17 protein-coding genes are annotated in these 24,130 nt (G+C 58.5%); 12 read left to right on the top strand and 5 right to left on the bottom strand.

Annotated elements, in window-relative coordinates; translation table 11 throughout:
- Positions 1 to 86 precede the first annotated feature (86 nt).
- The gene (locus tag MID00_RS06250; RefSeq protein ID WP_009462695.1) at positions 87 to 2,162 is read left to right on the top strand and encodes a UvrD-helicase domain-containing protein; all 2,076 of its coding nucleotides are present in this window, start codon (positions 87 to 89) and stop codon (positions 2,160 to 2,162) included.
- Positions 2,163 to 2,491: 329 nt separating this feature from the next.
- Here the strand turns inward: MID00_RS06250 and MID00_RS06245 are convergent, their stop codons facing one another.
- The 5 genes from MID00_RS06245 to MID00_RS06225 all read right to left on the bottom strand — a co-directional run bounded on the left by MID00_RS06245 (position 2,492) and on the right by MID00_RS06225 (position 11,627).
- Positions 2,492 to 2,728 carry a hypothetical protein gene (locus tag MID00_RS06245; protein ID WP_022983381.1) on the bottom strand — a complete coding sequence of 79 codons (237 nt, stop codon included), beginning with the start codon at positions 2,726 to 2,728 and terminating at the stop codon, positions 2,492 to 2,494.
- Between the two features lie 711 nt (positions 2,729 to 3,439).
- Positions 3,440 to 4,912, bottom strand: coding sequence for a glutamate synthase subunit beta (locus MID00_RS06240; RefSeq protein ID WP_009462691.1), 1,473 nt, complete (start codon positions 4,910 to 4,912; stop codon positions 3,440 to 3,442).
- 33 nt (positions 4,913 to 4,945) lie between these two features.
- Entirely contained in the window at positions 4,946 to 9,679 is a 4,734-nt protein-coding gene (locus MID00_RS06235; protein ID WP_254500018.1) for a glutamate synthase-related protein, read from the bottom strand.
- A 219-nt stretch (positions 9,680 to 9,898) separates the two neighbouring features.
- Entirely contained in the window at positions 9,899 to 10,642 is a 744-nt protein-coding gene (locus MID00_RS06230) for an enoyl-CoA hydratase/isomerase family protein (RefSeq protein WP_254500017.1), read from the bottom strand.
- 13 nt (positions 10,643 to 10,655) lie between these two features.
- A complete protein-coding gene (locus MID00_RS06225; RefSeq protein ID WP_009462684.1) occupies positions 10,656 to 11,627 on the bottom strand; it encodes a nitronate monooxygenase family protein in 972 nt (323 codons plus the stop codon).
- A 246-nt stretch (positions 11,628 to 11,873) separates the two neighbouring features.
- Between MID00_RS06225 and MID00_RS06220 the strand changes: the two genes are divergently transcribed.
- The 11 genes from MID00_RS06220 to MID00_RS06170 all read left to right on the top strand — a co-directional run bounded on the left by MID00_RS06220 (position 11,874) and on the right by MID00_RS06170 (position 24,072).
- Positions 11,874 to 13,106 (top strand): CaiB/BaiF CoA-transferase family protein, encoded by a 1,233-nt coding sequence (locus MID00_RS06220; protein WP_254500016.1) that lies wholly within the window; start codon positions 11,874 to 11,876, stop codon positions 13,104 to 13,106.
- A gap of 31 nt (positions 13,107 to 13,137) precedes the next feature.
- Positions 13,138 to 14,673: a 3-hydroxyacyl-CoA dehydrogenase gene (locus MID00_RS06215; protein WP_009462680.1), complete on the top strand. Its 1,536-nt coding sequence runs from the start codon at positions 13,138 to 13,140 to the stop codon at positions 14,671 to 14,673.
- Positions 14,674 to 14,937: 264 nt separating this feature from the next.
- A complete protein-coding gene (locus MID00_RS06210) occupies positions 14,938 to 15,750 on the top strand; it encodes an SDR family oxidoreductase (protein ID WP_254500014.1) in 813 nt (270 codons plus the stop codon).
- Positions 15,751 to 15,774: 24 nt separating this feature from the next.
- Positions 15,775 to 16,308 carry a cupin domain-containing protein gene (locus MID00_RS06205; protein WP_026484076.1) on the top strand — a complete coding sequence of 178 codons (534 nt, stop codon included), beginning with the start codon at positions 15,775 to 15,777 and terminating at the stop codon, positions 16,306 to 16,308.
- 25 nt (positions 16,309 to 16,333) lie between these two features.
- The gene (locus MID00_RS06200) at positions 16,334 to 17,254 is read left to right on the top strand and encodes an alpha/beta fold hydrolase (RefSeq protein ID WP_247966080.1); all 921 of its coding nucleotides are present in this window, start codon (positions 16,334 to 16,336) and stop codon (positions 17,252 to 17,254) included.
- Complete coding sequence (locus MID00_RS06195; RefSeq protein ID WP_083054297.1) at positions 17,244 to 18,047, top strand: IclR family transcriptional regulator; 804 nt, start codon at positions 17,244 to 17,246, stop codon at positions 18,045 to 18,047. Before MID00_RS06200 ends, MID00_RS06195 begins: the two co-directional genes overlap by 11 nt.
- A 64-nt stretch (positions 18,048 to 18,111) precedes the next feature.
- Positions 18,112 to 18,945 (top strand): SDR family oxidoreductase, encoded by an 834-nt coding sequence (locus MID00_RS06190; RefSeq protein WP_254500013.1) that lies wholly within the window; start codon positions 18,112 to 18,114, stop codon positions 18,943 to 18,945.
- Positions 18,938 to 20,647, top strand: coding sequence for a thiamine pyrophosphate-binding protein (locus MID00_RS06185; RefSeq protein ID WP_254500011.1), 1,710 nt, complete (start codon positions 18,938 to 18,940; stop codon positions 20,645 to 20,647). Before MID00_RS06190 ends, MID00_RS06185 begins: the two co-directional genes overlap by 8 nt.
- An 11-nt stretch (positions 20,648 to 20,658) precedes the next feature.
- The gene (locus tag MID00_RS06180) at positions 20,659 to 21,459 is read left to right on the top strand and encodes an aspartate dehydrogenase (protein WP_083054295.1); all 801 of its coding nucleotides are present in this window, start codon (positions 20,659 to 20,661) and stop codon (positions 21,457 to 21,459) included.
- Positions 21,460 to 21,484: 25 nt separating this feature from the next.
- Positions 21,485 to 22,972: an aldehyde dehydrogenase gene (locus tag MID00_RS06175; protein WP_247966076.1), complete on the top strand. Its 1,488-nt coding sequence runs from the start codon at positions 21,485 to 21,487 to the stop codon at positions 22,970 to 22,972.
- Between the two features lie 128 nt (positions 22,973 to 23,100).
- Positions 23,101 to 24,072: a VOC family protein gene (locus MID00_RS06170; RefSeq protein ID WP_254500010.1), complete on the top strand. Its 972-nt coding sequence runs from the start codon at positions 23,101 to 23,103 to the stop codon at positions 24,070 to 24,072.
- Positions 24,073 to 24,130 lie beyond the last annotated feature (58 nt).

The following is a 24,130-nucleotide window of genomic DNA, read 5'->3' as shown; positions in this document are numbered from 1 at the left end:
TCGGCCTGGCTGGGATGTCACTTTTAGTTCTGCACGTTGTTTGGCGTTGAACCTCGTTTTCTTGCCTAGTATTCACTGATTCCACCATGTCCACCTCCGTAACTACTCCAGGCCATACTGTCCCCACCGACCTGAACGCCATGCAGCGTCAGGCTGTGTTGTATATGGATGGGCCTTGCCTGGTGCTGGCCGGAGCGGGCAGTGGCAAGACACGGGTGATCACGCAGAAAATCGCTTATCTGCTGCGTGAGTGTGGGTACACGGGCCGGCAAGTGGTCGCGCTGACCTTCACCAATAAAGCGGCGCGTGAAATGAATGAGCGGATTCGCGCCCTGGTAGATCCCAAGCTGTTGCGAGGGCTGACCGTCAGCACCTTCCACTCTCTGGGCTTGCGCATGTTGCGTGAGGAAGCACAGCACGTGGGTTTGAAGCCGCGCTTTTCCATTCTGGATTCCAACGATGCGCTGGCAATTATTCAGGAACTGCTGGCTACCACGGATAAAGGCCGCCTGAAGTCCGTTCAGCAGGAAATCTCCTTATGGAAAAACGCCTTGATGGGGCCGGACGATGCGGAGCGTGCTGCAAACTCGCCCAGCCAGATCGAGGCGGCTCGTATTTACCGCGACTACGCCGCCACCTTGATTGCCTATCAGTCGGTGGACTTTGATGATCTGATCCGCCTGCCTGCGCAGTTGATGGAAGACAATCAGGAAGTGCGCGAGCGCTGGCAGCGTCGGGTGCAGTATCTGCTGGTGGACGAATATCAAGACACTAATCTTTGTCAGTATCGGCTGGTGCGCTCTCTAACCGGTCAGCGCAATATGTTCACCGTAGTGGGGGACGACGATCAGGCCATTTACGCCTGGCGTGGCGCTACCGTGGAGAATCTGGCGCAGCTTCCCAAGGATTATCCGGACCTGAAAGTCGTGAAGCTGGAGCAGAACTATCGTTCGGTGCAGCGCATCTTGCAGGCTGCCAATAATGTCATTGGCAATAATCCCGTCGTGTTCGGTAAAAAGCTCTGGTCTGACCTGGGTTTTGGTGAGCCTATCCAGGTCCACGTGACGGACGACGAGCAGAACGAGGCCGATTCAGTGGCCATGCGTATCTCGGCAGAGCGCTTCGAGCGTCAGGCCGAGTGGCGAGATTTTGCGGTGCTGTACCGTGGAAACCATCAGGCCCGTATCTTTGAGCAGGCGCTGCGCAATCTGCGCATTCCCTACACCATTTCGGGTGGGCAGAGTTTCTTTGACAAGGCCGAGATTCGCGACATCCTGTCTTACTTGCGAGTCGTTGCGAACGACGATGATGATCCGGCTTTCATCCGCGCAGCGACGACACCCAGGCGCGGAATTGGGCAGGCTACCTTGCAGGTGCTGGGTCAGTTTGCGGCGGAACAAAAGCTGTCTTTGTATTCCGCCGTCTCGCAAATCGCTCTGACGGATCGCTTACCGGAGAGGCAGTTGGAGCCTTTAAGTGTCTTTGCGCAGTTTATTGGCCGTATCCAGCAAAGAGCGGACCGGGTAGAGAGCGATCAGGAAGGACACGAGACGGCCGTCAGCGAATTGCTGGACGAGCTGCTGCGGGCGATTGATTACGAGCGCTATCTCTACGATATGTTCGACGAGCGACCCGCGCAGACTCGTTGGGAAAACGTATTGGAGTTGATTACCTGGCTGAAGTCCAAAGCGGCAGACGATCAGCTGAGTTTGAATGACTTGGTGCAGCGAGTTGCCCTGATCACCATGCTGGAACGCGGTGAGGATGAAGACCCGGATGCGGTCAAATTGTCCACGCTTCATGCTTCCAAGGGGCTGGAGTATCCGCATGTGTTCCTGGTGGGGGTGGAAGAGGGGCTGCTGCCGCACATTGGGCGCGATGACGAAGATATAGACCCGGATAAAGAAGCCGATATTCTGGCCCAGCGCATTCAGGAAGAGCGGCGTCTGATGTACGTGGGTATTACGCGTGCGCAGCGCAGTTTGCGCTTGAGCTGGTGCAAGAAGCGCAGACGCGCACGTGAGAATCTGGTGCGTGAGCGATCGCGCTTTATTGATGAGATGAAGATTGAAGACCCTGGTGCCCAGGAAGATCCGGCGCAGGCGGCTTTAAGTCCCAAGCAGCGGCTGGATATGTTGAAGAACTTGTTGAACAAGTCTTGAGCAGTGCTTCTTGATCAAGGACGATTTCGTGTTGGGCCTATGTTTTGTGAGGCACCGTCGTTCTGCAGGCCAGCTTTTGCTGGCCTTTTTCATTTTCTGCGGCGCTGGAAGAAACGCTCTCCGTGCCTGGGCTTGTCTTGATCTTGGGGCTGGGGAGACGCGTGGTGAGGTGCTGGCGCCTAATGAGCCAAGGTCCCGGGCGGTGGATGAAGGTGTGCCGCTGGAAAGGCCGTATTAGCAAACGCAGAAAAAACAAAAGCCTGCTAAATCAGCAGGCTTTTCAACATCAAGCGGTGTTTTGCTTGAGCGTTACGACGGTGATGCGTGGCTTACCAGTAGCTGGCCGACATGCGGGAATCGCGGATGCGGGCTTCGTTCAAGGCACGGGTCAGTTCGACCATGTACTTGAACACCACGTTTGCGGCTTTGGAAACTTGTTTGGCCGCTGCTTTGGTCAGTGCAGTTAAAGACACGGATTCACCATTTTCCAGGGCATGCTGCATTACCCCACGCTCAACAGCATCACTCCAGTGAATGTAGTGCGAGTAAGTGGTCATGGTAGACATTTGCTTTCCCTTTAAGGTGAAGGTCTAAGTTACGAGTCCTCATTATAGGGTTTTCCCTAGTCTAAAAGCAAGGGTAAACCCTAGGGATTGGATTAGCCTGTGGTTTTTAAGGGAAAACCCTAGGGTTCTTTGGAAAGGGAAATTAAATCAAAGGCTTATGGGGTTGTGGTTTGCAGGGTTTTGCGGGTTTTAGGTGGGGAGTGGAGTCCTTGCGGCAGCCCTTGCTGGCTTGAGGCTGGGTCGGAGCGGAAGCTTGCCGGTGCTGCGCACCGGTGCCCTTGTCTGGGGCTGTTGTAGGGCGCACCTTGAACTCGTTCAGTGGTTTGTCCCCCGGACAAACCACAAGCGTTGAACTCAAACAGCAAGGTGCTTGCATCCCTACAACAGCCCCAGACGGCGGCAAGCCCCCTGAATGCTCCAACCCAGCCTCAAGCCAGCAAGGGCTTCAGAATGGTGGCAACCAACAGCCAACAGCCGACAACCCACAACTAATCGCTCTGGCTGCTTCTTGCTGCAATCCGTTGCCAGGCAAATAAAGCTGGCAGATATGGATGACAGGCTCGTAGGCAGCAGGCAGCAGGCAGCGAGCCGCAAACAACAAATAAGAACCCGCGAAGTCAGGGGGCCTGGAAGTGATCTCGCTCGCTTGAAGACAAACAGCCAGCCGTTTATCGCGGCTGGCTGTTTGCTTACTGGTACTGCCAAGAAGACTTAGCGGGGAAGTGTTGAACTCCCCATCAAGAACTCGTCTACGGAACGGGCACATTGGCGGCCTTCGCGGATGGCCCAGACTATCAGGGACTGGCCGCGTCGCATGTCTCCGGCGGCGAAGACTTTGGCTCGGCTGGTTTGGTAGTCATCCGTGTTGGCGGCGACGTTGCCGCGCTGGTCGGCTTCTACGGCGAAGGCGTCCAGCACTTGGCGTACGGGAGCGGTGAAGCCCATGGCCAGCAGGACCAGGTCGGCGGGGAAGGTCATTTCGGAACCGGCGATGGGCGTCATGCTCATGCGGCCTGTCGCGGGATCGGTTTTCCATTCCACCCGAACGGCGCGCAGTTCTTTGACTTGGCCGTTCTTGCCTTCCAGCTCTACGGTGTTGATCGCCCAGTCACGCTCGCAGCCTTCTTCGTGCGAGGACGAGGTGCGCAGCTTCATGGGCCAGTAGGGCCAGGTCAGCTCCGTGTTTTCCTGCTCGGGCGGGCGGGGCATCAGTTCGAATTGGGTGACCGATTTTGCGCCTTGGCGTGTGCTGGTGCCCACGCAGTCCGAGCCGGTATCACCGCCGCCAATCACTACGACATGCTTGCCTTGAGCGCTGATGGCGGGAGCGCCTCGCGAACCGGCAACTTGCTGGTTCTGGATGCGCAAAAAGTCCATGGCGGGATGTACACCTTGCAGTTGGCTGCCGGGGGCGTCCAGCAGGCGTGGTGTTTCGGAGCCGCCTGCCAGGATGATGGCGTCGAACTGTTGCTCAAGATCGGTAGGGGACAGCACGGTCAGCCCCGGTTCCTGGGCGGCTTGGTCTTGTGCTTGGCCAATATAGGTAGAGGGGAAAAACTGCACGCCCTCGGCCTGCATCTGGGCGATACGGCGATCCAGCAAGTGTTTGTCCAGCTTGAAGTCGGGGATGCCGTAGCGCATCAGGCCACCAATGCGGTCGCTTTTCTCGTACACGGTAACCTCGTGGCCGACGCGTGCCAATTGCTGGGCGCTGGCCAATCCGGCAGGGCCGGAGCCAATGACGGCCACGCGTTTGCCAGTTTTGTGGGTAGGTACTTGTGGTTCAACCCAACCTTCTGCCCAGCCTTTGTCGATGATGGCGTGCTCAATGGATTTGATACCCACGGGCGCACGGTCAATGTTCAAGGTACAGGCTGCCTCGCAAGGAGCGGGGCAGATGCGGCCGGTAATTTCCGGAAAGTTATTGGTGGAGTGCAGCACGTCCAGCGCCTCTTTCCACTGCTGGCGGTAAACCAGATCATTCCAGTCGGGAATGATGTTATTGACCGGGCAGCCGTTGTGGCAGAAAGGGATGCCGCAATCCATGCAGCGGGCGGCCTGCTGGCCTGCCTGCTCGTCGTTCAATACCTGGACAAATTCTTTCCAGTGCTTGACCCGCTTTAAAGGAGCTTCTACGGCTTCTTGCAGACGTTGAAACTCAAGAAATCCAGTCGTCTTTCCCATGATGTGTCGTTTCCTGATGGTGATGGGAAGGGTTCAGGCCGAAGCCGAACGGCGGGTTTTACTGCTTTTGGGCGCGGCTTTGCTCGCTTGCGGGCCTTGCCACAATTCGCTCAATGCACGTCGGTACTCGCGTGGAATGACTTTGACGAATTGTGCGCGGGCGCTGTCCCAGTCTTTCAAGAGCTCGCGGGCCTGGAAGCTGCCCGTGGCCTTGAAATGTTCCTGAACCAGGGTTTGCAAGATTGCATCGTCGGTCTGACGTTCGCCCTGGGCGCTACGGCTGTGCCATTGCGCCATGCTGCTGTTCATCTCTTGCTCGGCCTTGCTCAGCACAGGCTCCAGATCCACCATGCCGGGGTTGCAGCGCAGTTGCAGGCGACGTTGCGGGTCCCACACGTAGGCCACGCCACCGGACATGCCGGCTGCAAAGTTGCGGCCCACTTCGCCCAGGACAACCACGGTACCGCCCGTCATGTATTCGCAACCATGATCGCCTACGCCTTCCACAACCGCGCTGGCACCGGAGTTACGCACAGCAAAGCGTTCACCGGCCACGCCGTTGAAGTAAGCCGCACCGGACAGGGCGCCGTAAAGCACGGTATTGCCCACGATGATGTGGTCCGGGCCGTAGCCACGGAAGTCGTTGGGCGAGCGCACGATAATGCGGCCGCCGGACAAGCCTTTACCTACGTAGTCATTGGCTTCACCCACCAGATCCAGGGTGATGCCCTGCGCCAGGAAAGCGCCAAAGCTCTGACCCGCTGTACCTTTGCACTGAATGTGCAGGCTGTCGTCAGGCAGACCTTGATGGCCGTATTTCCTGGTGAACACGCCCGAGAGCATGGCACCGACGCTGCGGTTGCGGTTACGTACGGGAGTGATGAAAGACAACGGCGTGCCCTGATTCAGGGTCACGGCGCTGCGCTCGATCAGTTGGCGATCCAGCGTGTGTTCCAGGTCATGATCCTGGGTAGCGATCTGACGTGGGGACTCTTCATTGTCCACTTTATGCAGCAGACGGGAGAAGTCCAGGCCCCGGGCTTTCCAGTGTTCGATACCGCTGCGCATATCCAGCCAGTCGCTGCGACCGATCAGATCGTCAAAGTGGCGTACACCCAGCTTGGCCATCAGTTCACGCACTTCTTCTGCAACGAAGAAGAAGTAGTTCACTACGTGTTCGGGCTTGCCCTTGAACTTGCGGCGCAGCACGGGGTCCTGAGTGGCAACGCCAACGGGACAGGTGTTCAGATGGCATTTGCGCATCATGATGCAGCCTTCCACGACCAGCGGAGCGGTGGCAAAGCCAAACTCATCCGCACCCAGCAAGGCACCGATCACCACATCGCGGCCGGTTTTCATCTGGCCGTCGGCCTGCACGCGGATACGGCTGCGCAAGCGGTTCAGCAACAGGGTCTGCTGGGTTTCAGCCAGACCCAGTTCCCAGGGGGTGCCGGCATGCTTGATGGAAGACAGGGGCGAGGCGCCTGTACCACCGTCGTGACCGGCAATCACAATGTGATCGGCCTTGGCTTTGGCAACACCAGCAGCCACGGTGCCCACACCGACTTTGGACACCAGCTTCACGGAGATATCTGCTTGTGGGTTCACGTTCTTCAAATCGTGAATCAGCTGGGCCAAATCTTCGATGGAGTAAATGTCGTGGTGCGGTGGGGGCGAAATCAGGCCGACACCAGGCACCGAGTAACGCAGCTTGGCGATGTACTCGGACACTTTATGGCCGGGCAACTGGCCGCCTTCACCGGGTTTGGCGCCTTGTGCCATCTTGATCTGAATTTGATCTGCACTACACAGGTATTGGGCGGATACGCCAAAGCGACCGGACGCAACCTGCTTGATGCGCGAGCGCAGCGAATCGTTCTCTTGCAGCTCAATGTCGGCAAATACGCGATCCTGGCCTAACACGCTGGCCAAGGTGTCACCCTGGCGGATGCCACTTTTACCGTGCTGCATTTCGTGCTGGTAGCGCAACTCGTCCTCGCCACCTTCACCAGTATTGGACTTGCCGCCAATCCGGTTCATGGCCACGGCCAGTACGGCGTGGGCTTCGGTTGAAATCGAACCAAGCGACATGGCGCCGGTTGCAAAGCGTTTGACGATCTCGCTAGCCGGTTCCACCTCTTCCAAAGGAATCGCTTGAGCCGGGTCCAGACGCAGTTCGAACAAACCACGCAGTGTCATGTGACGGCGGCTTTGCTCGTTGATGAGCTGGGCGTATTCCTTGTAGGTGCTGTAGTTCTGGCTGCGGGTGGCGTGTTGCAGTTTGGCGATGGAGTCGGCGGTCCACATATGGGCTTCGCCGCGCACGCGTACTGCGTATTCGCCACCGGCTTCCAGATGGTTTTCCAGCACGGGGTCTTTGCTGTAGGCGGCGCGATGCTGACGCAGCGCTTCTTCGGCCACGGTGAAGATATCAATCCCTTCCACCGGGCAGGAAGTACCCACAAAATATTTGTCTACCAGCGAGCGCGACAGGCCGATGGTCTCGAAAATCTGCGCGCCGGTGTAGGACATGTAGGTGGAGATGCCCATTTTGGACATGACCTTGTACAAGCCCTTGTTGATGGCCTTGATGTAGTAGCCCTCGGCCTGGGAGGCGTCGATCTGGTTGATCGGGTCCTGGGCCAGATGCTGCAGGCTTTCAAAAGCCAGCCAGGGGTGCATGGCTTCGGCACCATACGCACCCAGCAGCGCGAAGTGATGCACTTCACGGGCCGAGCCGGTTTCCACGACCAGACCCGTGCGGGTACGCAGGCCGATGCGGATCAGGTGCTGGTGAATGGCCGAGGTTGCCAGCAGGGCGGGGATGGCCACATGCTCGGCGTCACAGCGGCGATCCGTCAGGATCAGGATGTTGTAGCCATCGCGCACGGCATCTGCCGCACGGGCGCACAGGGCGGCCACGCTGGCCTCTATGCCTTCCGGTCCCCACGCGCTGGGGTAGACGATGTCCAGTTCCTGGCTGCGGAACTTGCCATTGCTGGCCGCTTCAATGCGCCGGATCTGGTTCATGTCAGCCGGGCTCAGCACGGGCTGGGACACTTCCAGACGCAGCGGCGGGTTGACGTTGTTGATGTCCAGCAGATTGGGCTTGGGGCCAATAAAGGACACCAGCGACATCACCATCTGTTCGCGAATCGGGTCGATAGGCGGGTTGGTAACCTGAGCGAACAGCTGGCGGAAGTAGTTGTAGAAGGGCTTGGATTTGTCGGATAGCACGGCCAACGGAGCGTCGTTGCCCATGGAGCCGGTGGCCTCTTCGCCCTTGCTGGCCATGGGCTGCAGGACGACTTTGATATCTTCCTGGGTCCAGCCAAAAGCTTGTTGCTGATCCAGCAGGTCGCGGGTGGCCAATTGGGGACGCACGCCGGGCACGCTGGGCAGGGAGTCCAGGCGCAAGCGCAGGCGTTCAATCCACTGCTTGTAGGGGTGGGTGTTGGCCAGTTGGGACTTGATCTCGGCATCGTCAATGATGCGGCCCTGTTCCAGATCGATCAGCAGCATCTTGCCCGGTTGCAGACGCCATTTCTTGACGATGCGGTGCTCAGGAATAGGCAGGGTACCGGCTTCAGAGGCCAGCACAATCATGTCGTCGTCGGTAATGACGTAGCGGGCGGGACGCAGGCCGTTACGGTCCAGCAGTGCACCAATTTGCAGGCCATCAGTAAAGGCGATGGCAGCAGGACCATCCCATGGTTCCATCTGAGCTGCGTAGTACTCGTAGAAAGCGCGACGGCTTTCGTCCATCTCGGCGTGTTGCTCCCAGGCCTCCGGCATCATGATCATCATGGCGTGCGGCAGCGAGTAGCCGGCCATCACCAGCAGTTCCAGACAGTTGTCGAAAGTGGCCGTGTCGGACTGGCCTTCGTACACGATGGGGTAAAGCTTTTGCAGATCTGAGCCCAGCACGGCCGATTCCATGGCGCCTTCACGGGCACGCAGCCAGTTGAAGTTGCCCTGTACCGTGTTGATTTCGCCGTTGTGGGCGATCAGGCGGTAGGGGTGGGCCAGAGGCCAGGCGGGAAAGGTATTGGTGGAAAAGCGCTGGTGCACCAGAGCCAGGGCTGAACAGGCACGAGGGTCGGCCAGATCGCGGTAGTAGCGGCCAACCTGGTCAGCCAACAGCAGGCCTTTGTAGACGATGGTGCGCACCGAGGCCGAGGTCACAAAGTATTCCTGGCCGTGGGCCAATGCCATGCGGTAGATGGCGTGGCTGGCGGTCTTGCGGATCACGTACAGCTTGCGCTCCAGCGCATCGGGCACCATCACATCCGGGCCGCGGCCAATGAACAGCTGGCGAATCACCGGTTCGTTGGCCTTGACGGTGGGCGACATGGGCATGGTGCTGTCCACCGGCACATCGCGCCAGCCCAGCATGTGCTGGCCTTCGGCACGTACCGCACGTTCCAGCTCCTGTTCACAGGCCAGGCGGGAAGCGGTTTCCTTGGGCAGGAACACCATGGCTACGCCGTACTCGCCGGGGGGCGGCAGGGTCACGCCCTGAGCGGCCATTTCTTCGCGGTAAAGCTGGTCGGGGATCTGGATCAGAATGCCTGCACCGTCGCCCATCAAGGGATCTGCGCCTACAGCGCCGCGGTGATCAAGGTTTTCCAGAATTTTAAGGCCTTGGGTGATGATGGCGTGGCTCGCCTGGCCTTTGATGTGTGCGATAAATCCGACGCCGCAGGCGTCGTGTTCGTTAGCGGGAAGGTACAAGCCTTGGGCTTGGGGGGGACAGGAGTGTGTCATGGGCGTATCCGCAAAGAACGTGTTAAAGCGGTGCATTTGTTGCAGCGCAAAAAATAAAATACAGCGATTTTTTTTTTGCACGCAAGATTTTTTTGCGAATACGGTAAAAAAAATTAGGGACCTGCTCTCACAGGCCCCTTATCACCCGTCTGAACCGGGTGCAGTGTGGCAAGATCGCTGCACATGCGGGTTTGCGCAGAAATCAGGTCCACACAAGCGCTATTTGCCGCTGCGGTTCTGGCTCATTTGCCCCAGAATCTGCAGAGCTTCTTCGCCTTCCAGCAGTTCGGAAAACAGCTTGCGCTCGCGTTCCAGAACCTCCAGCAAAACTTCGCGCTGGGGTTCTCGTAGCAGACGCTTGCTGGTGCGTAAGGCAATGGGAGGCTGCTCGGACAACGCGTGGGCGCAGGCACGGGCGGCTTCCAGGCTATTGCCGTGGTCGGTCAGTTCAGTGAGCAGGCCGTCTTCCATGGCTTGCTCGGCACTGAAGGCTTGTGACAGCAGCAGCCATTCGTTGGCACGGCGTGGCCCCACGTACTGCGCCAGCAGGTGGCTGGAGGCGCCTTCCGGGCACAGGCCCAGTGCGGTGAAGGGCATGCGCAAACGCGCGTCACGGGCCGCGTACACAAAGTCCGCATGCAGCAGCAAGGTTACGCCAATACCCACCGCGTGACCTTCTACGGCCACGATCAGTGGGATGTCGGCTTGGACCAGACTGCGCAGGAACTTGATCGGCGGCGGCATGTCATTGTTGCGCACATTGGACAGCTCCGAGATGTCGTTGCCGGCACAGAAATGCTCGCCCGCGCCGGTCAGAATCAGGGCACGATATTTCTGGTTCTGATTGGCCTGGTCGATGATGTCGGCCAGCTCTTCGTACATGGGGCCAGTCAAGGCATTGCGTCGTTCCGGGCGGTCCAGAATGACTTCCAGCCAATGACCTGCGTCATGAGTCCGTATCATGGCGTGCTCCTGTTCAGGCGAAGGGGGAGGCCAGCAGTGCTGCCTTGGCTTCCTGGTATTCGCGATGCAAACGGGCCACGATGTCGGCAGTAGATTCCACCGAGTCAATGCCACCAATGCCTTGACCAGCGCCCCAGATGTCGCGCCAGGCTTTGCTCATGCCCGAACCGAAGGCGGTGTCGGCATTTTTTTCGCTGTCCAGCTTGTCCGGGTCCAGGCCTGCAGCGCGGATGCTGTCTTTCAGGTAGTTGCCGGGGATGCCGGTAAACAGCGGGGTGTAGACGATATCGGCGGCACGACCCTTGACGATCATGTTCTTGTAATCGTCCGAGGCATTGGCTTCGGTACTGGCAATGAAGCGCGTGCCGATGTAGGCCATGTCCGCCCCCATGGCTTGGGCCGCCAGAATGTCGCGACCCCGGCTCATGGCGCCGGACAGGGCAATCGGGCCATCAAAAATCTGACGGATTTCGTTAACCAGCACAAAGGGGCTCAAGGTACCGGCGTGGCCGCCAGCACCTGCAGCCACCACGATCAGGCCATCCACACCCGCTTCCAGCGCTTTTTCAGCATGACGCAAGGTAGTTACGTCGTGGAAGACTTTGCCACCCCAGGCGTGCACATGCGGCACGATGTCTTGCGGGGCGCGCAGGCTGGTAATCACCAGTGGCACCTTGTGGTCGGCGCACACACGCAAATCCTGCTCCAGGCGGTCATTGGATTGGTGGATGATGTGGTTGATGGCGTAGGGGGCGATACGGCGCTCGGGATGGCGCTCGCGTAGTTCGGCCAGGGTGTCGTCGATCTCGTCCAGCCAATCCTTGAGTTTTTCCTGGGGGCGGGCGTTCAAGGCGGGGACGGAACCGATGATGCCGCTGGCGCATTGTGCAATCACCAGGGCGGGGTTCGAAACAATGAACATGGGCGCTGCCATTACAGGCAGGGTCATAGATTGATAAAGCTGCTGCGTTAATGCCGATGGCATAAGGTCGGTCTCCTGTTATCGAAAGAAGTGCCCTGCCTCTTGAAGGGGCGGGGTCCTGCAAGGAAGATCTGCCGCTGATAATCTATCGTCACCTATTCTAGGACGGTTTATCGTCGCCCGGCTTGGTGCGCTGCACAAATTCCTCCGGCCTCGAAAATGACCATGGTTTGAGCACTTTTTTCTGTCCGTAGACCGGACTAAGAAGACGTAGTGCACAATAAGCGACTTGAAGGATTTTTGTTTGCTATGACCACGACTGAACGAAAAGCGCCCTTGGCGGGATTGCGTGTTCTGGACTTGACGCGCGTGCTGGCCGGGCCCTGGTGTACTCAAAACCTGGCTGATCTTGGTGCGGAAGTCATCAAGGTCGAACGTCCCGGTGCCGGGGACGACACCCGAGGCTGGGGGCCACCGTATCTGAAGGATGGTCACAGGGCGGACACGGAAGATGCAGCCTATTTTGGGGCTGCCAACCGTAATAAAGAGTCCATCATCCTGGATATAGGCACTGCACAAGGTGCCGAGGTGGTGCGTCAGCTGGTCAGTCGCTGCGATATTCTGGTGGAAAACTTCAAGGTCGGTGGCCTGAAAAAGTACGGACTGGACTATGAAAGCCTGCAAGCCATCAACCCGGCCCTGATTTATTGTTCGATTACCGGATTTGGGCAGACTGGCCCCTATGCAAGTCGTCCAGGATATGACTTCATGATCCAGGGGCTGGGTGGTTTGATGTCCCTGACCGGTGAGCCAGGTGGTGAACCGCAAAAAGCGGGTGTGGCTGTGGCCGATGTCATGACAGGCATGTACGCCACCGTGGCTGTGCTGGCAGCCGTAGTGGAGCGCCATCGCAGTGGCCTGGGTCAGCATCTGGATATTGCTCTGCTGGATTGTCAGGTGGCCATGATGGCCAACCAGAACATGAATTACTTGTGTACCGGACAGGCGCCACAGCGCCCCGGCAATGCACATCAGAATTTGGTGCCCTATCAGGTCTTTGAAGCCAGTGACGGGCATTTGATTGTGGCGGTGGGCAATGATGCCCAGTTTCGCAGTTTTGCGCGGGAGCTGGGTCACCCCGAGTGGGCGGATGATCCCCGTTTTGCGCGCAATGCCGGACGAGTCATGCACAGGGACGAGTTGGTGCCCATGCTGGCGCAGATCATGCGAAGCCGCAGGCGCGATAGCTGGTTGCAGACGCTGGAAGCCGTGGGTATTCCAGCCGGGCCCATCAATACGATGGAACAGGTTTATCAGGACCCGCAGGTGCTGGCGCGCGGCTTGCGCCTGGACTTGCCGACCGGGCAGGGGGGGAGCGTGCCTTCGGTAGCCAGTCCTTTACGTTTGTCGGCCACGCCGGTGCAGTATCGCAGTGCGCCCCCGCGTCTGGGAGAACACACCCGCGAGGTCCTGGCACGAGTGCTGGAGCTGTCGCCCGACAAGGTCGAGGCCTTGGTGTCCGGCTCCGCTGCACAGGCTTAATTTTTATTGCTTTTCGATCAGGTTGTGAATCATGAAACAGATACAAACCATCGCTATTGTTGGCGCAGGTGCTATGGGAAGGGGCATTGCCCAGATTGCTGCCCAGGCTGGCAAGCAGGTCTTGCTGTATGACCTGAATGCGGACTCGGTCAAGGCTGCTTTGGCGGATGTACACGCCGTCTGGAGTCGTTTGCAAGAAAAAGGCCGCATGACGGCTGAACAGGTGGACGCGGCCAAAGCGTGTCTGCAAACCGCCAGCGATCTGCAAGCTCTGGCCCCTGCCGATCTGGTTGTGGAAGCCATTGTGGAGCGCCTGGACGTCAAGCAAGGCTTGCTGCAACAGCTGGAAGAGATTGTGTCGGCCGACTGTGTGCTGGCCTCCAATACCTCTTCGCTGTCCATTACCGCCATTGCCCAAGCTTGCCGCCACCCCGAACGCGTGGCTGGCTATCACTTCTTCAACCCCGTACCGCTGATGAAAGTGGTCGAGGTTATCGACGGCCTGCGCACCTCGCCGGAAGTGGGCGATGCCTTGATGCAAGTGTCGCGCGATATGGGCCACACGCCGGTGCGCGCCAAGGATATGCCCGGCTTTATCGTGAACCACGCCGGTCGTGGCATGAACATCGAGGGCCTGAAAATCGCCCAGGAATGCGTGGCGCCTTTTTACCAGATCGACGCCATCATGCGCGAGCAGGCCGGTTTCCGCATGGGGCCCTTTGAACTGCTGGATCTGACCGCGCTGGATGTGTCCCATCCGGTCATGGAATCCATTTACCGTCAGTTCTACGATGAGCCGCGCTTCCGTCCTTCGCCCATTACCGCCGTGCGTCACGCCGGTAAATTGTTTGGTCGCAAGAACGGCGAAGGCTTCTACAAGTATGAAGATGGCAAGAAACAGGTTCCTCAAGAGCCTGCTGTTCCCGCTGTCACCTCCTTTGCTCCTGTGTGGGTCTCGCCTTACCACGAGCAAGGTCAGGCTCGCGCGCTGCAATTGCTGAGCGAACTGGGCGTAAAAGTGGTGGAAGGCGACCAGCCACCTGCTGATGCGCTGATTCTGTTGACGCCTTATGGTGAAGACGTGGCGACTTTGGTGTCTTTGCATGGCCTGGACCCAGCTCGCACCGTGGCGCTGGATACCTTGTTCGGCTTGGAGAAAGGCCGCCGCCGCGTGCTGATGTGCTCGGCTGCGACCACACCAGAATGGCGCGATCAAGCCTGGGCCATGTTGGCCAGTGATGGTACGGCGGTTAGCGTGATCGAAGACTCTGCCGGTTTTGTGGCCCAGCGCTTGGTGGCTACCATCGTGAACATCGCCAGCGATATCGCTCAGCAGCAGATAGCGACCCCATCAGATATCGATGCCGCTGTGCGTCTGGGCCTGGGTTATCCGCACAATGGCCCGCTGTCCATGGGTGATGCCGTCGGCTCGCGTGATTTGCTGGATGTATTGAACACCCTGCAAGCTGTCACGGGCGATATGCGCTACCGTGCCAGCCCCTGGCTGCAACGCCGTGTCCAACTGGGTATGTCCTTGACGGCATTGGCTCAGTGCAAGGCGCAGTAAAGCTGTAGTCCTTTCCGTTTTATCTGCCAAACAGGGCCCCGCATTTGCGGGGCCCTGTTTGTTTTACCCGCCGGTTTTTATCTTTAAGTGTCTGTGTGTTTAGGGGCAGGCACCCTTTTGGGCTGTCGACTAGGGTTTTTGCCGATACTCCGTCCATAAGGCTTTCGTTAATCTGTGTTCATTCCATTAGTAAATCAACGTTTCATTAGTGAAACAAAACAGGTTTTACGATCTTGAGCAGATCTATTCCAAGGTTTTAAGCGCATGACTATTAGTACCGCTATCGATCCCACGTCCTTGCAGGTTCTGCTGGCTGATCTTCCTCGCGATTTACTTGCCGGGCGACGAGTGCTGGTGACTGGTGCAGCGCGTGGCCTTGGTCTGGCGTTTGCTCATTGCATTGCACAGGCCGGGGCTCGGGTGGTGATTGCCGACATTTTGTTTGATCTGGCACAGCAAGAAGCCCAGCGTTTGCGCGCTGATGGATTGCAGGTTCATGCCGTGGCACTGGATCTGGAGGACAGCGAATCGATTGATCGCTGTGCCACGCAGGCTGTGACTTTGATGGGCGGATTGGATGGTTTGGTCAACAACGCCGCCATCACCAACTCGGGTGGCCGCAATGCGCATGAGCTGGAAGCCGCCATGTGGGACAAGGTGATGGCGGTCAATGTGCGTGGCACCTGGCTGATGAGTCGTGCGGTGCATGGTGCGCTCAAGGCCAGTGGTCGCGGCGCCATCGTGAATCTGTCCTCGGATACGGCTTTGTGGGGTGCCCCCAATTTGCTCGCCTATGTGGCCAGCAAGGGGGCAGTTTCTGCCATGACGCATTCCCTGGCTCGGGAGTGGGGTGAGGACGGTATCACCGTCAACGCCGTGGCACCGGGGCTGACCTTGGTGGAAGCCACCGAATACGTGCCTTTAAGTCGCCATCAAGCCTATTTGGACGGACGTGCTATCGCCCGCGAGCAACAGGCAGCAGACGTGTGTGGCGCCGTGGTTTTTTCCCTTTCTGGACTGTCACGCTTTGTGACGGGCCAGGTCCTGGCCGTCAACGGCGGCTTTGTTATGCACTAAGGCTATCGATCAAGGAGCATGAAGATGAGTGAGCAGACCGTGGAGACGGAAGTAAGCAGCTGGAGTCGCCCGGAGGGTGCCTCGCTGGAGGATTGGATGAATACCCGCATTGCCCGTTATTCCACCCGCAAATACGACTGGAATGCGCTGAAGTTCCAGGCTGATTACGACCCGAAATTCCGTCGTGCGCAAATGCGTTATGTGGGTACGGGCGGCACAGGTGTTACAGCTGACATGAACACAGTGCCTGCAGAAAACTTCACCTTTTCGACCATGGTGATTCCGGCTGGTCACGAAGGCCCGCCCCACCTGCATACCGATGTGGAAGAGGTGTTTTTCGTGATGCGCGGCAAGCTTAAGCTGATCATTGAAAAAGATGGTGAACGGTTCGAGACCATCCTGACGGATCGCGATCTGGTGTCGGTGCCGCCGGGTGTGTATCGCGAAGAGATCAACATCGGTGATGAAGACGCCTTGATGTGTGTGATGCTGGGTGCGAAGAAACCCGTCACGCCTACCTATCCGGCTGATCATCCTCTGTCCAAGATCAAGCGTTGATTGGGCACAGCGGAGCATCCAGATCATGAATCCCCTGCCTGGCACCTTGCCGCTTTTATCCGCCCGGGAGACGCGCTATCTGCAGGCCTGTCTGCCCTTGTCGACCGTAGACATCGGTCGTGGCCGACAGGTGGCGGTGCGATGCGCGGGCGACGGTGAGCAATGGGTCGTTTGCTTGCACGGCATCGGTTCGGGCTCGGCGTCCTGGTTGCGGGTGGCACAGCAATTGCCACCGGGCCTGCGCTTGCTGGCTTGGGATGCTCCCGGTTATGGCTTGTCTACTCCTCTGGAAATGGACAAGCCCACGGCGCTGGACTATGCCCGGCGTCTGCAGGAACTGCTGCATGTTCTGGAAGTGAAGGATTTTGTGCTGGTCGGGCACTCCTTGGGTGCCTTGATGGCGGGCGCCTATGCCCGTCATCTTGATCAGGGAGAGATGCAGGCGTTGTTCCTGATGAGCCCTGCAATTGGGTATGGACGCCCGGGTTTGGAACAGCGCCGTCAGGCAGTGTGGGATCAGCGTATGGCGCAGGTGGCGTCGGGTGATATGGGCTTGATGGCTCGTCAGCGTCACCAGCGATTGCTGTCGGAGCAGGCTACTTCCGAAAACCGGGAGTTGGTGTTGTGGATTATGGCCAGTCTGCACCTGGCGGGCTATCAGCAAGCTGTGCAGATGTTGTGCCAGGAAGACCTGCTAACCTACCTGCCTCTTTCCAGCAGCGTGCCTGTCGCAGTGAGTTGTGGCGAAGTGGATGTGGTGACAACTCCTGAGGCGTGCGCCGGGGTGGCGCGGGCTTGTTCCCAACATTTACAACTGGTTCCCCAAGCGGGACATGCCAGTTATGTCGAGCAGCCTGGTGCCATGCTGGAAGCCTTGCAATCTTTGCTGGGCCAGACGCAAGCCTTGCGTTCCGTGGCCACGACCAGGAGTAGTCATGAGCAGTGAATTGAATAAGAGCGATGCCAGTGCTGACCGTTATACCGTGCCCGCGCTGGAGCGGGGCCTGCTGATTCTGACCCAGTTCAGCCGGGATCAGCGCACTTTGGGTGCGCCCGAATTGGCGCGACGCCTGGACTTGCCCCGCTCGACCGTGTTTCGCCTGCTGTCCACGCTGGAAGGCATGGGTTTTGTGGAGCGAACCGAGAATGGCCGTGATTACCGTTTGAGCGTCGGTGTCTTGCGCCTGGGTTTTGAATACGTGGCCTCCCTGGACGTGACCGAACTGGGCCGTCCGGTGATGGAGCGTTTGTGTGAGCAGGTGCGTCTGCCCTGCAATCTGGTGGTGCGTGATTTGCGCTCGATTGTGTATGTGTCCCGCATTGCGGCGCCAACCCCGTTTGCCAGCTCGGTGACGGTAGGGACCCGCTTGCCAGCGCATGCCACAGTGCTGGGCCATGTGCTGCTTAGCCAACTGAGCCTGACTGAGTTGAAAGAGCTGTACCCCGAACCGGAACTGGAGCGCTTTACCTCCCATACTCCAGCGGATGTGCCCCAGCTGTACGAGTTTTGCCAAGCCATACGCGAACAAGGCTATGCACTGAGTGAGGGCTATTTCGAGTCCACGATCTCGACCATTGCGGCCCCTGTGTTCAATGGTGCGGGCAAGGTAGCAGCGGCACTGGGCGTAACCGCCATGGCGGCCAGTTTTGAAGGTGAGCGTCTGGCCGAGATGATTGCTCAGGTCAAGGCAGCCGCCGCCGAGCTCTCGGAGCTCGTCAGGCATTCCCCCCATAGTTAAGACTCCGTTAGACGGGTCGTGGATGAGCGATCGGTCCGGGGCAGGAAGAAAGAGATAGAAAACCATGAATGTTGACAATAGGGTGCAGTTCTCCAGCGATATGCTGGCTGGTCGCGTGGCCGTCGTCACTGGTGGATCTTCAGGCATAGGCCTGGAGACCGTGCGCATTCTGGCGCAGGCCGGTGCCGCCGTTGCTTTTTGCGGCCGCAATGCTCAGCGTCTGGCCAGTGCCCGTGAAGTGGTCCAGCAATCCGTGCCACAGGCGAGTCTGTACACACAAGAGTGTGACGTCCTGGATGCGCAGCAGGTTGCCGACTTTGCCCAGGCCAGTCAGGACGCGCTGGGAGCTGCTTCCATATTGATCAACAACGCTGGTCAGGGGCGGGTATCCACCTTTGCCACCACCAGCGACGAGGATTGGCGTGCGGAGCTGGATTTGAAGTTTTTTTCCGTACTCAACCCCACACATGCTTACTTGCCACAGTTGCGGGCCCAGCGTGCGGTTCATGGTGATGCGGCCATTGTCTGTGTGAATTCCTTGCTGGCACGTCAGCCCGAGCCCCATATGGTGGCCACCTCGGCAGCGCGCGCAGGCTTGTTGAATCTGGTGCGCTCCATGGCCACCGAGTTCGCACCGGACGGCTTGCGCGTCAACGGCATTTTGATTGGTCTGGTGGAATCCGGGCAGTGGCGACGACGTTTTGATGCGCGTGATGACGCCAGCCAGAACTGGGATGAGTGGAGCGCACAACTGGCGCGCAGCAAGCAGATTCCATTGGCACGCCTGGGCAAGCCACAAGAGGCCGCCAACGCCATCGTTTTTCTTTCATCCCCACTGGCTTCCTACACCACAGGCAGCCACATCGATATTTCTGGAGGTTTGTCCCGTCATGCGTAACGCCCCGAATAAACAGCCGCTCGTGACCGTCGGTGCCGTTGTTGCGGCTTTTCTGGAGCAATGCGATGTAAAGACCGCCTTCGGCGTTATTTCCATCCATAACATGCCCATCCTGGACGCTTTTGCCCAGCGTGAGCAGATCCGTTTCGTGCCCGCAAGGGGCGAGGCGGGGGCGGGCAATATGGCCGATGCGTATGCGCGTTCCACGTCCAGTCTGGGTGTGTGTCTGACCAGTACCGGCCCTGCTGCTGGCAATATCGCGGGCAGCCTGGTGGAAGCTTATACCGCTGGTGCGCCTTTGCTGCACATTACGGGTCAGATCGAAACGCCTTTTCTGGACCAGAAAATGGCATACATCCATGAAGCGCCCGATCAACTGACCATGCTGGAAGCCGTGTCCAAGGCGGCCTTTCGTGTACGCAGCGCAGACAATGTGCTGGGTGTGCTCAAGCAGGCTGTGCAATGTGCGCTGACAGCCCCCAGCGGTCCGGTCAGTGTAGAGATTCCGATTGATATTCAGCAGGCATTGATCCCCATGCCGCTGGACTTGTCCCCCTTGCCAATTCCTTGCTTTGAGCCGCAGCCTGCTGCGCTGGACCGCCTTGCCAAGTCCTTGCAATGTGCTCGCCGTCCCTTGCTGTGGTTGGGCGGTGGGGCTCGCAAGGCCGGTGCCGCTGTGCGTCGCTTGCAGAAGCTGGGCTTTGGGGTGGTCAGCACCGTGCAGGGTCGCGGTATTGTTCCTGAAGATGATGCAGGCACGCTGGGGGCCTACAACATTCACAAGCCGGTTGAAGATTTTTATCAGACTTGCGACGCCATGCTGGTGGTGGGTTCGCGTCTGCGCAGCAATGAAACCCTCAAGTATGAATTGAAGCTGCCCCGTCCTTTGTATCGCTGCGACGTGGATGCCGAGGCACAAGGCCGCGCTTATGTCAGTGATGATTTTGTTTGTGGCGACGCCGAACGTGTGCTCAATGGGCTGGCCGATCGTCTGGAAGCTCAAGACTACCAGGCTGATCCGCAGCTGTTGAAAGATCTGGCCAAGGTACGCGAAAGCGCGGTGGCCAGTTTGCATGACGGTCTGGGCCCTTACACCGAACTGGTTCAGCAGTTGCAGAAGCTGGCTGGCCGGCAGTTCAACTGGGTGCGTGATGTGACCATCTCCAACAGCACCTGGGGCAATCGCGAACTCCGTATTTTTGAAGCTGATGCAGGAGTGCATGCCACTGGCGGCGGGATTGGCCAAGGCATGCCCATGGCTATCGGTGCCGCTGTAGGTGCACAAGAAACTCAGTCGGGTCGCAAGACGATCTGTCTGGCCGGAGATGGCGGCTTCATCCTGAACCTGGGTGAGCTGGCAACAGCGGTACAGGAGAAGGCCGACATGCTGATCGTCCTGATGAATGACCAGGGCTACGGCGTGATCAAGAATATTCAGGATGCCCAATACGGCGGCCGTCGCTGCTATGTGGATTTGCACACGCCTGACTATGAACAACTGTGTGCTTCATTGCAGTTGCCGCATGCACGGGTGCAGCAGCTGGACGACTTGCCGCGTCTGTTGCAGCAAGGTTTGAAGGCTCAAGGGCCGTTCATGCTGGAAATTGACATGGTGTCCATTGGCAGTTTCAAAGGCCGTTTTGCAGGCCCGCCCGTCAACACGCTGAACCAGATTCCCGCTCTGGCGGGTAATCCAGAGTGAGGGAGGCGGACATGCTGACTATTGCCGTCATTGGTTGTGGTGCCATCGGTACCGCTTTGCTGGAAACCATCCAGAACGACAGTAATTTGTGCGTCGGAGCGATTGTGGTGCCTCAGGCCTGGATGGAACAGGCCCAGGTCACAGCCACCCGCTTGGCACCGAAAGCCCAAGTGGGTGAGTACGTGCCGGAAGAGGGCATTGATCTGGTGGTCGAAGTGGCCGGACACTCCGCCATTGAAGGTCATGTCTTACCGGCCTTGCGTCGTGGTATCCCGGCCATTGTGGCTTCGGTGGGCGCCTTGTCGTCGTCGGATCTGGCTGAGCAACTGGAGGCCGCCGCGGTGGCCGGCGGTACACGCGTGGAGCTGATTGCGGGTGCGATTGGCGCGGTAGATGCAATTGCCGCTGCACGTATTGGTGGCTTGGATGCTGTGGTCTACACCGGCCGCAAACCGGCTCACGCCTGGCAAGGTACGCCTGCTGAAGAAGCCTTTGATCTGGAGCACCTGGAAGCACCCACAGTGATCTTTGAGGGAAGTGCCCGCGAAGCGGCTCGCTTGTACCCCAAGAACGCCAATGTAGCGGCCACGATTTCCCTGGCAGGCCTGGGTTTGGATCAGACGCGGGTTCGTCTTTTGGCAGACCCTGGTGCCCAGCGAAATACCCATACGGTTGAGGCCAGCGGCGCATTTGGCGAGCTGTCGCTGACCATGAGCAACAAACCTTTGGCGAGCAATCCCAAGACCTCGGCATTGACGGTGTTCAGTGCCGTGCGAGCCCTGCGCAATAGCGCGGATGCCTTGGCGATTTGAGTCAGCAACAGGATTAGAGGTTTTTATGATTTTCCAGAACGTGCTTGATATTTGCGTAGCAGGCCAGTGGCGTCAGGGCGGGGGCGATGTGTATGAAAGCCTGTACCCTGCCACCGGCGAGCCGATTGCACGTGTGCGCGCTGCGTCCGAGGACGATGTGCTGGAGGCGATCGAGAAGGCGGATCATGCATTCCGTCACAGCGGGTGGGCACAAAAACTGCCACATGAACGCGCCACTGTATTGCACAAGATTGCCGCCTTGATTCGGGCCGAGGCAGAAGAGCTGGCGCAAAAGCAGCGCCTGGACAATGGCAAGCCCATTAGCGAAACCCGTGCGCTGGTGGCCAGCGCCGCTGCAACCTTCCAATATTTTGCCGCCGCCTGCGAAACGTTGGAAGAAACGATTACGCCGTCTCGTGGCCCTTTTGTGACCATGAGCGTGTACGAGCCCATGGGTGTGGTAGCGGCCATTACGCCCTGGAATTCGCCGATTGCCAGTGAAGCCCAGAAGCTGGCACCTGCTTTGGCGGCCGGCAATGCCGTTATCGTCAAACCTGCTGAAGTTACGCCCTTGATGGCGCTGGAACTGGCACGAATTTGTGAACAGGCTGGTGTGCCCAAAGGAATGGTCAGCGTGCTGCCCGGCAAGGGTTCTGTGATCGGAGATGTAATCACCCGTCATCCGCTGATCAAGCGCGTGTCTTTTACCGGCGGCACGAGCACGGGCAAGCATATTGCCCGTATCGCCGCCGACAAGATGATGCCGGTTTCCATGGAGCTGGGCGGCAAATCACCCACCATCGTGCTGGACGATGCGGATCTGGAACACGCTGTCGCGGGTGTGCTGTATGGCATTTTCAGCAGCTCGGGCGAGTCCTGCATTGCGGGCTCCCGCTTGTTTGTGTCGGCCCCGATTTATGAAGAGTTTTTGAATCGTCTGATTGCAGGCGCCCAGTCTTTGCGCGTGGGTGACCCGGCGCGTGATGACACGCAGATGGGCCCTCTGATTACGGCCCGTCATCGTGACAGTATCGAACGCTATGTGGAGCTGGGGGTATCGGAAGGCGGAGTGATCCGCAGCGGCGGGGTGCGCCCTGAGCACGCCGGTTTAGCAGGCAGTCTGCGCAATGGCTATTTTTACACCCCGACCATTATTGAAGGCCTGAGCAATCAGGCCCGTACGGCCCAGGAGGAAATCTTTGGCCCGGTGCTGGTTGCCATGCCGTTCGAGAACGAAGAATCCCTGATCGAAGAGGCTAATGACAGCGTGTACGCACTGGCTGCCGGTATCTGGAGCCGTGACTTCAAGCGAGCCTGGCGTCTGGGGCGGCAAGTGCAGGCAGGCACGGTCTGGATCAATACCTACAAGCAGTTTTCGGTGTCGACGCCTTTTGGAGGTTGGCGCGATTCGGGCTTGGGGCGTGAAAAAGGGCGGGCAGGGATTTTGCAGTATATGGAGCAGAAAAGCATGTATTGGGGCACGAATGAGGCCCCCATTGCCTGGGCAGGTTAAGCCCTTTGGGACTGTCGTCCGGCTTGAGGCTTGATCGCGCAGGCCTTTTAAAAAGCAGCGCGATTATCTGCAGAACGCCGTCAGCACGGCAAGACCCATAAAAAAACAGAAATTTGGATGGAGCGGAGATGAGCATAGTAGGCATTGATCAGATCACCTATGGGGTGGAAACGCTGGACGAATCGCGCCAGTTTTTTCAGGACTGGGGTTTGACGCTGGCAAAAGAAACGGCGGACACCTTGCACTTTGAGTGCTTGAACGGTTGTCAGGTTCTGGTGGTGGATATTGGCAAGGTGGATTTGCCGACCGCCATTGAGGATGGTCCAACGGTACGCGAAGTGGTTTGGGGTGTGGAGAGCGAGGCCGACCTGGATCGCTATGCAGCTGCCCTACGCGATCAGCCGGGGTTCTCTGACCAATCAATCCAGGGTGTGCGACGGGTTGCATGTCAGGACCCCAATGGTCTGGCCATTGCCTTGCAGGTGACTCGCAAGCGTGAGGTGGAGACCGATAGTGCACCCATGAACACCTGGAACGAGCGCCGTCGTGTCAACCAGCCAGCCCCTATCTATGAGCGTGCCGTGCCGATTGAAGTCGGGCACGTGGTGTTCTTTGTGGCGGATGTGGATCGCGTGGAACAGTTCTACGTTGAACACCTGGGCTTTGTGTCGTCGGATCGCTATCCGGGCCGTGGCGCCTTCTTGCGCTGCACTGAGGATGGTGGGCACCACGATCTGTTCCTGCTGCAGCTGCCTACTGGTAAGCGAGGCATTAATCATGTCGCCTTTACGGTGCGCGATATTCACGAGGTTTTTGGTGGTGGTCTGCACTTTTCGCGCTGCGGCTGGGAAACCCAACTGGGACCGGGGCGTCACCCGGTCTCATCAGCCTATTTCTGGTACTTCCGCAATCCGGCTGGAGGCCTGATCGAGTATTACGCGGATGAAGATCAGTTAACAGCGGATTGGGAGCCACGCGAGTTCGAGCCGGGCCCCACCGTGTTTGCAGAATGGGCCATTGATGGCGGCCTGGATGGCAATACACGCCGTCAGAAAACTGCGCTGGCACCGGAAGGGGCCTTCTTGACCGAGAAAAAATAAGGGATCGGGTCTCAGCCCCGACAAGCGGCTGCCAGGAGTCACTCTTAGCCCGCTCATT

This window comes from Alcaligenes sp. NLF5-7 (assembly GCF_024266725.1).
Lineage (GTDB): Bacteria > Pseudomonadota > Gammaproteobacteria > Burkholderiales > Burkholderiaceae_B > Alcaligenes > Alcaligenes phenolicus.
This window is presented reverse-complemented; position numbering and strand designations above follow the sequence as displayed.

What these genes read in the sequence shown, in the direction of transcription:
- MID00_RS06225 (WP_009462684.1), bottom strand. Translation starts at nt 11,627, where the DNA reads ATGCCATCGGCATTAACGCAGCAGCTTTATCAATCTATGACCCTGCCT.
- MID00_RS06205 (WP_026484076.1), top strand. Translation starts at nt 15,775, where the DNA reads ATGAGTGAGCAGACCGTGGAGACGGAAGTAAGCAGCTGGAGTCGCCCG.
- MID00_RS06195 (WP_083054297.1), top strand. Translation starts at nt 17,244, where the DNA reads ATGAGCAGTGAATTGAATAAGAGCGATGCCAGTGCTGACCGTTATACC.
- MID00_RS06180 (WP_083054295.1), top strand. Translation starts at nt 20,659, where the DNA reads ATGCTGACTATTGCCGTCATTGGTTGTGGTGCCATCGGTACCGCTTTG.
- MID00_RS06210 (WP_254500014.1), top strand. Translation starts at nt 14,938, where the DNA reads ATGACTATTAGTACCGCTATCGATCCCACGTCCTTGCAGGTTCTGCTG.
- MID00_RS06240 (WP_009462691.1), bottom strand. Translation starts at nt 4,912, where the DNA reads ATGGGAAAGACGACTGGATTTCTTGAGTTTCAACGTCTGCAAGAAGCC.
- MID00_RS06245 (WP_022983381.1), bottom strand. Translation starts at nt 2,728, where the DNA reads ATGTCTACCATGACCACTTACTCGCACTACATTCACTGGAGTGATGCT.
- MID00_RS06230 (WP_254500017.1), bottom strand. Translation starts at nt 10,642, where the DNA reads ATGATACGGACTCATGACGCAGGTCATTGGCTGGAAGTCATTCTGGAC.
- MID00_RS06175 (WP_247966076.1), top strand. Translation starts at nt 21,485, where the DNA reads ATGATTTTCCAGAACGTGCTTGATATTTGCGTAGCAGGCCAGTGGCGT.
- MID00_RS06215 (WP_009462680.1), top strand. Translation starts at nt 13,138, where the DNA reads ATGAAACAGATACAAACCATCGCTATTGTTGGCGCAGGTGCTATGGGA.
- MID00_RS06200 (WP_247966080.1), top strand. Translation starts at nt 16,334, where the DNA reads ATGAATCCCCTGCCTGGCACCTTGCCGCTTTTATCCGCCCGGGAGACG.
- MID00_RS06235 (WP_254500018.1), bottom strand. Translation starts at nt 9,679, where the DNA reads ATGACACACTCCTGTCCCCCCCAAGCCCAAGGCTTGTACCTTCCCGCT.
- MID00_RS06185 (WP_254500011.1), top strand. Translation starts at nt 18,938, where the DNA reads ATGCGTAACGCCCCGAATAAACAGCCGCTCGTGACCGTCGGTGCCGTT.
- MID00_RS06190 (WP_254500013.1), top strand. Translation starts at nt 18,112, where the DNA reads ATGAATGTTGACAATAGGGTGCAGTTCTCCAGCGATATGCTGGCTGGT.
- MID00_RS06170 (WP_254500010.1), top strand. Translation starts at nt 23,101, where the DNA reads ATGAGCATAGTAGGCATTGATCAGATCACCTATGGGGTGGAAACGCTG.
- MID00_RS06220 (WP_254500016.1), top strand. Translation starts at nt 11,874, where the DNA reads ATGACCACGACTGAACGAAAAGCGCCCTTGGCGGGATTGCGTGTTCTG.
- MID00_RS06250 (WP_009462695.1), top strand. Translation starts at nt 87, where the DNA reads ATGTCCACCTCCGTAACTACTCCAGGCCATACTGTCCCCACCGACCTG.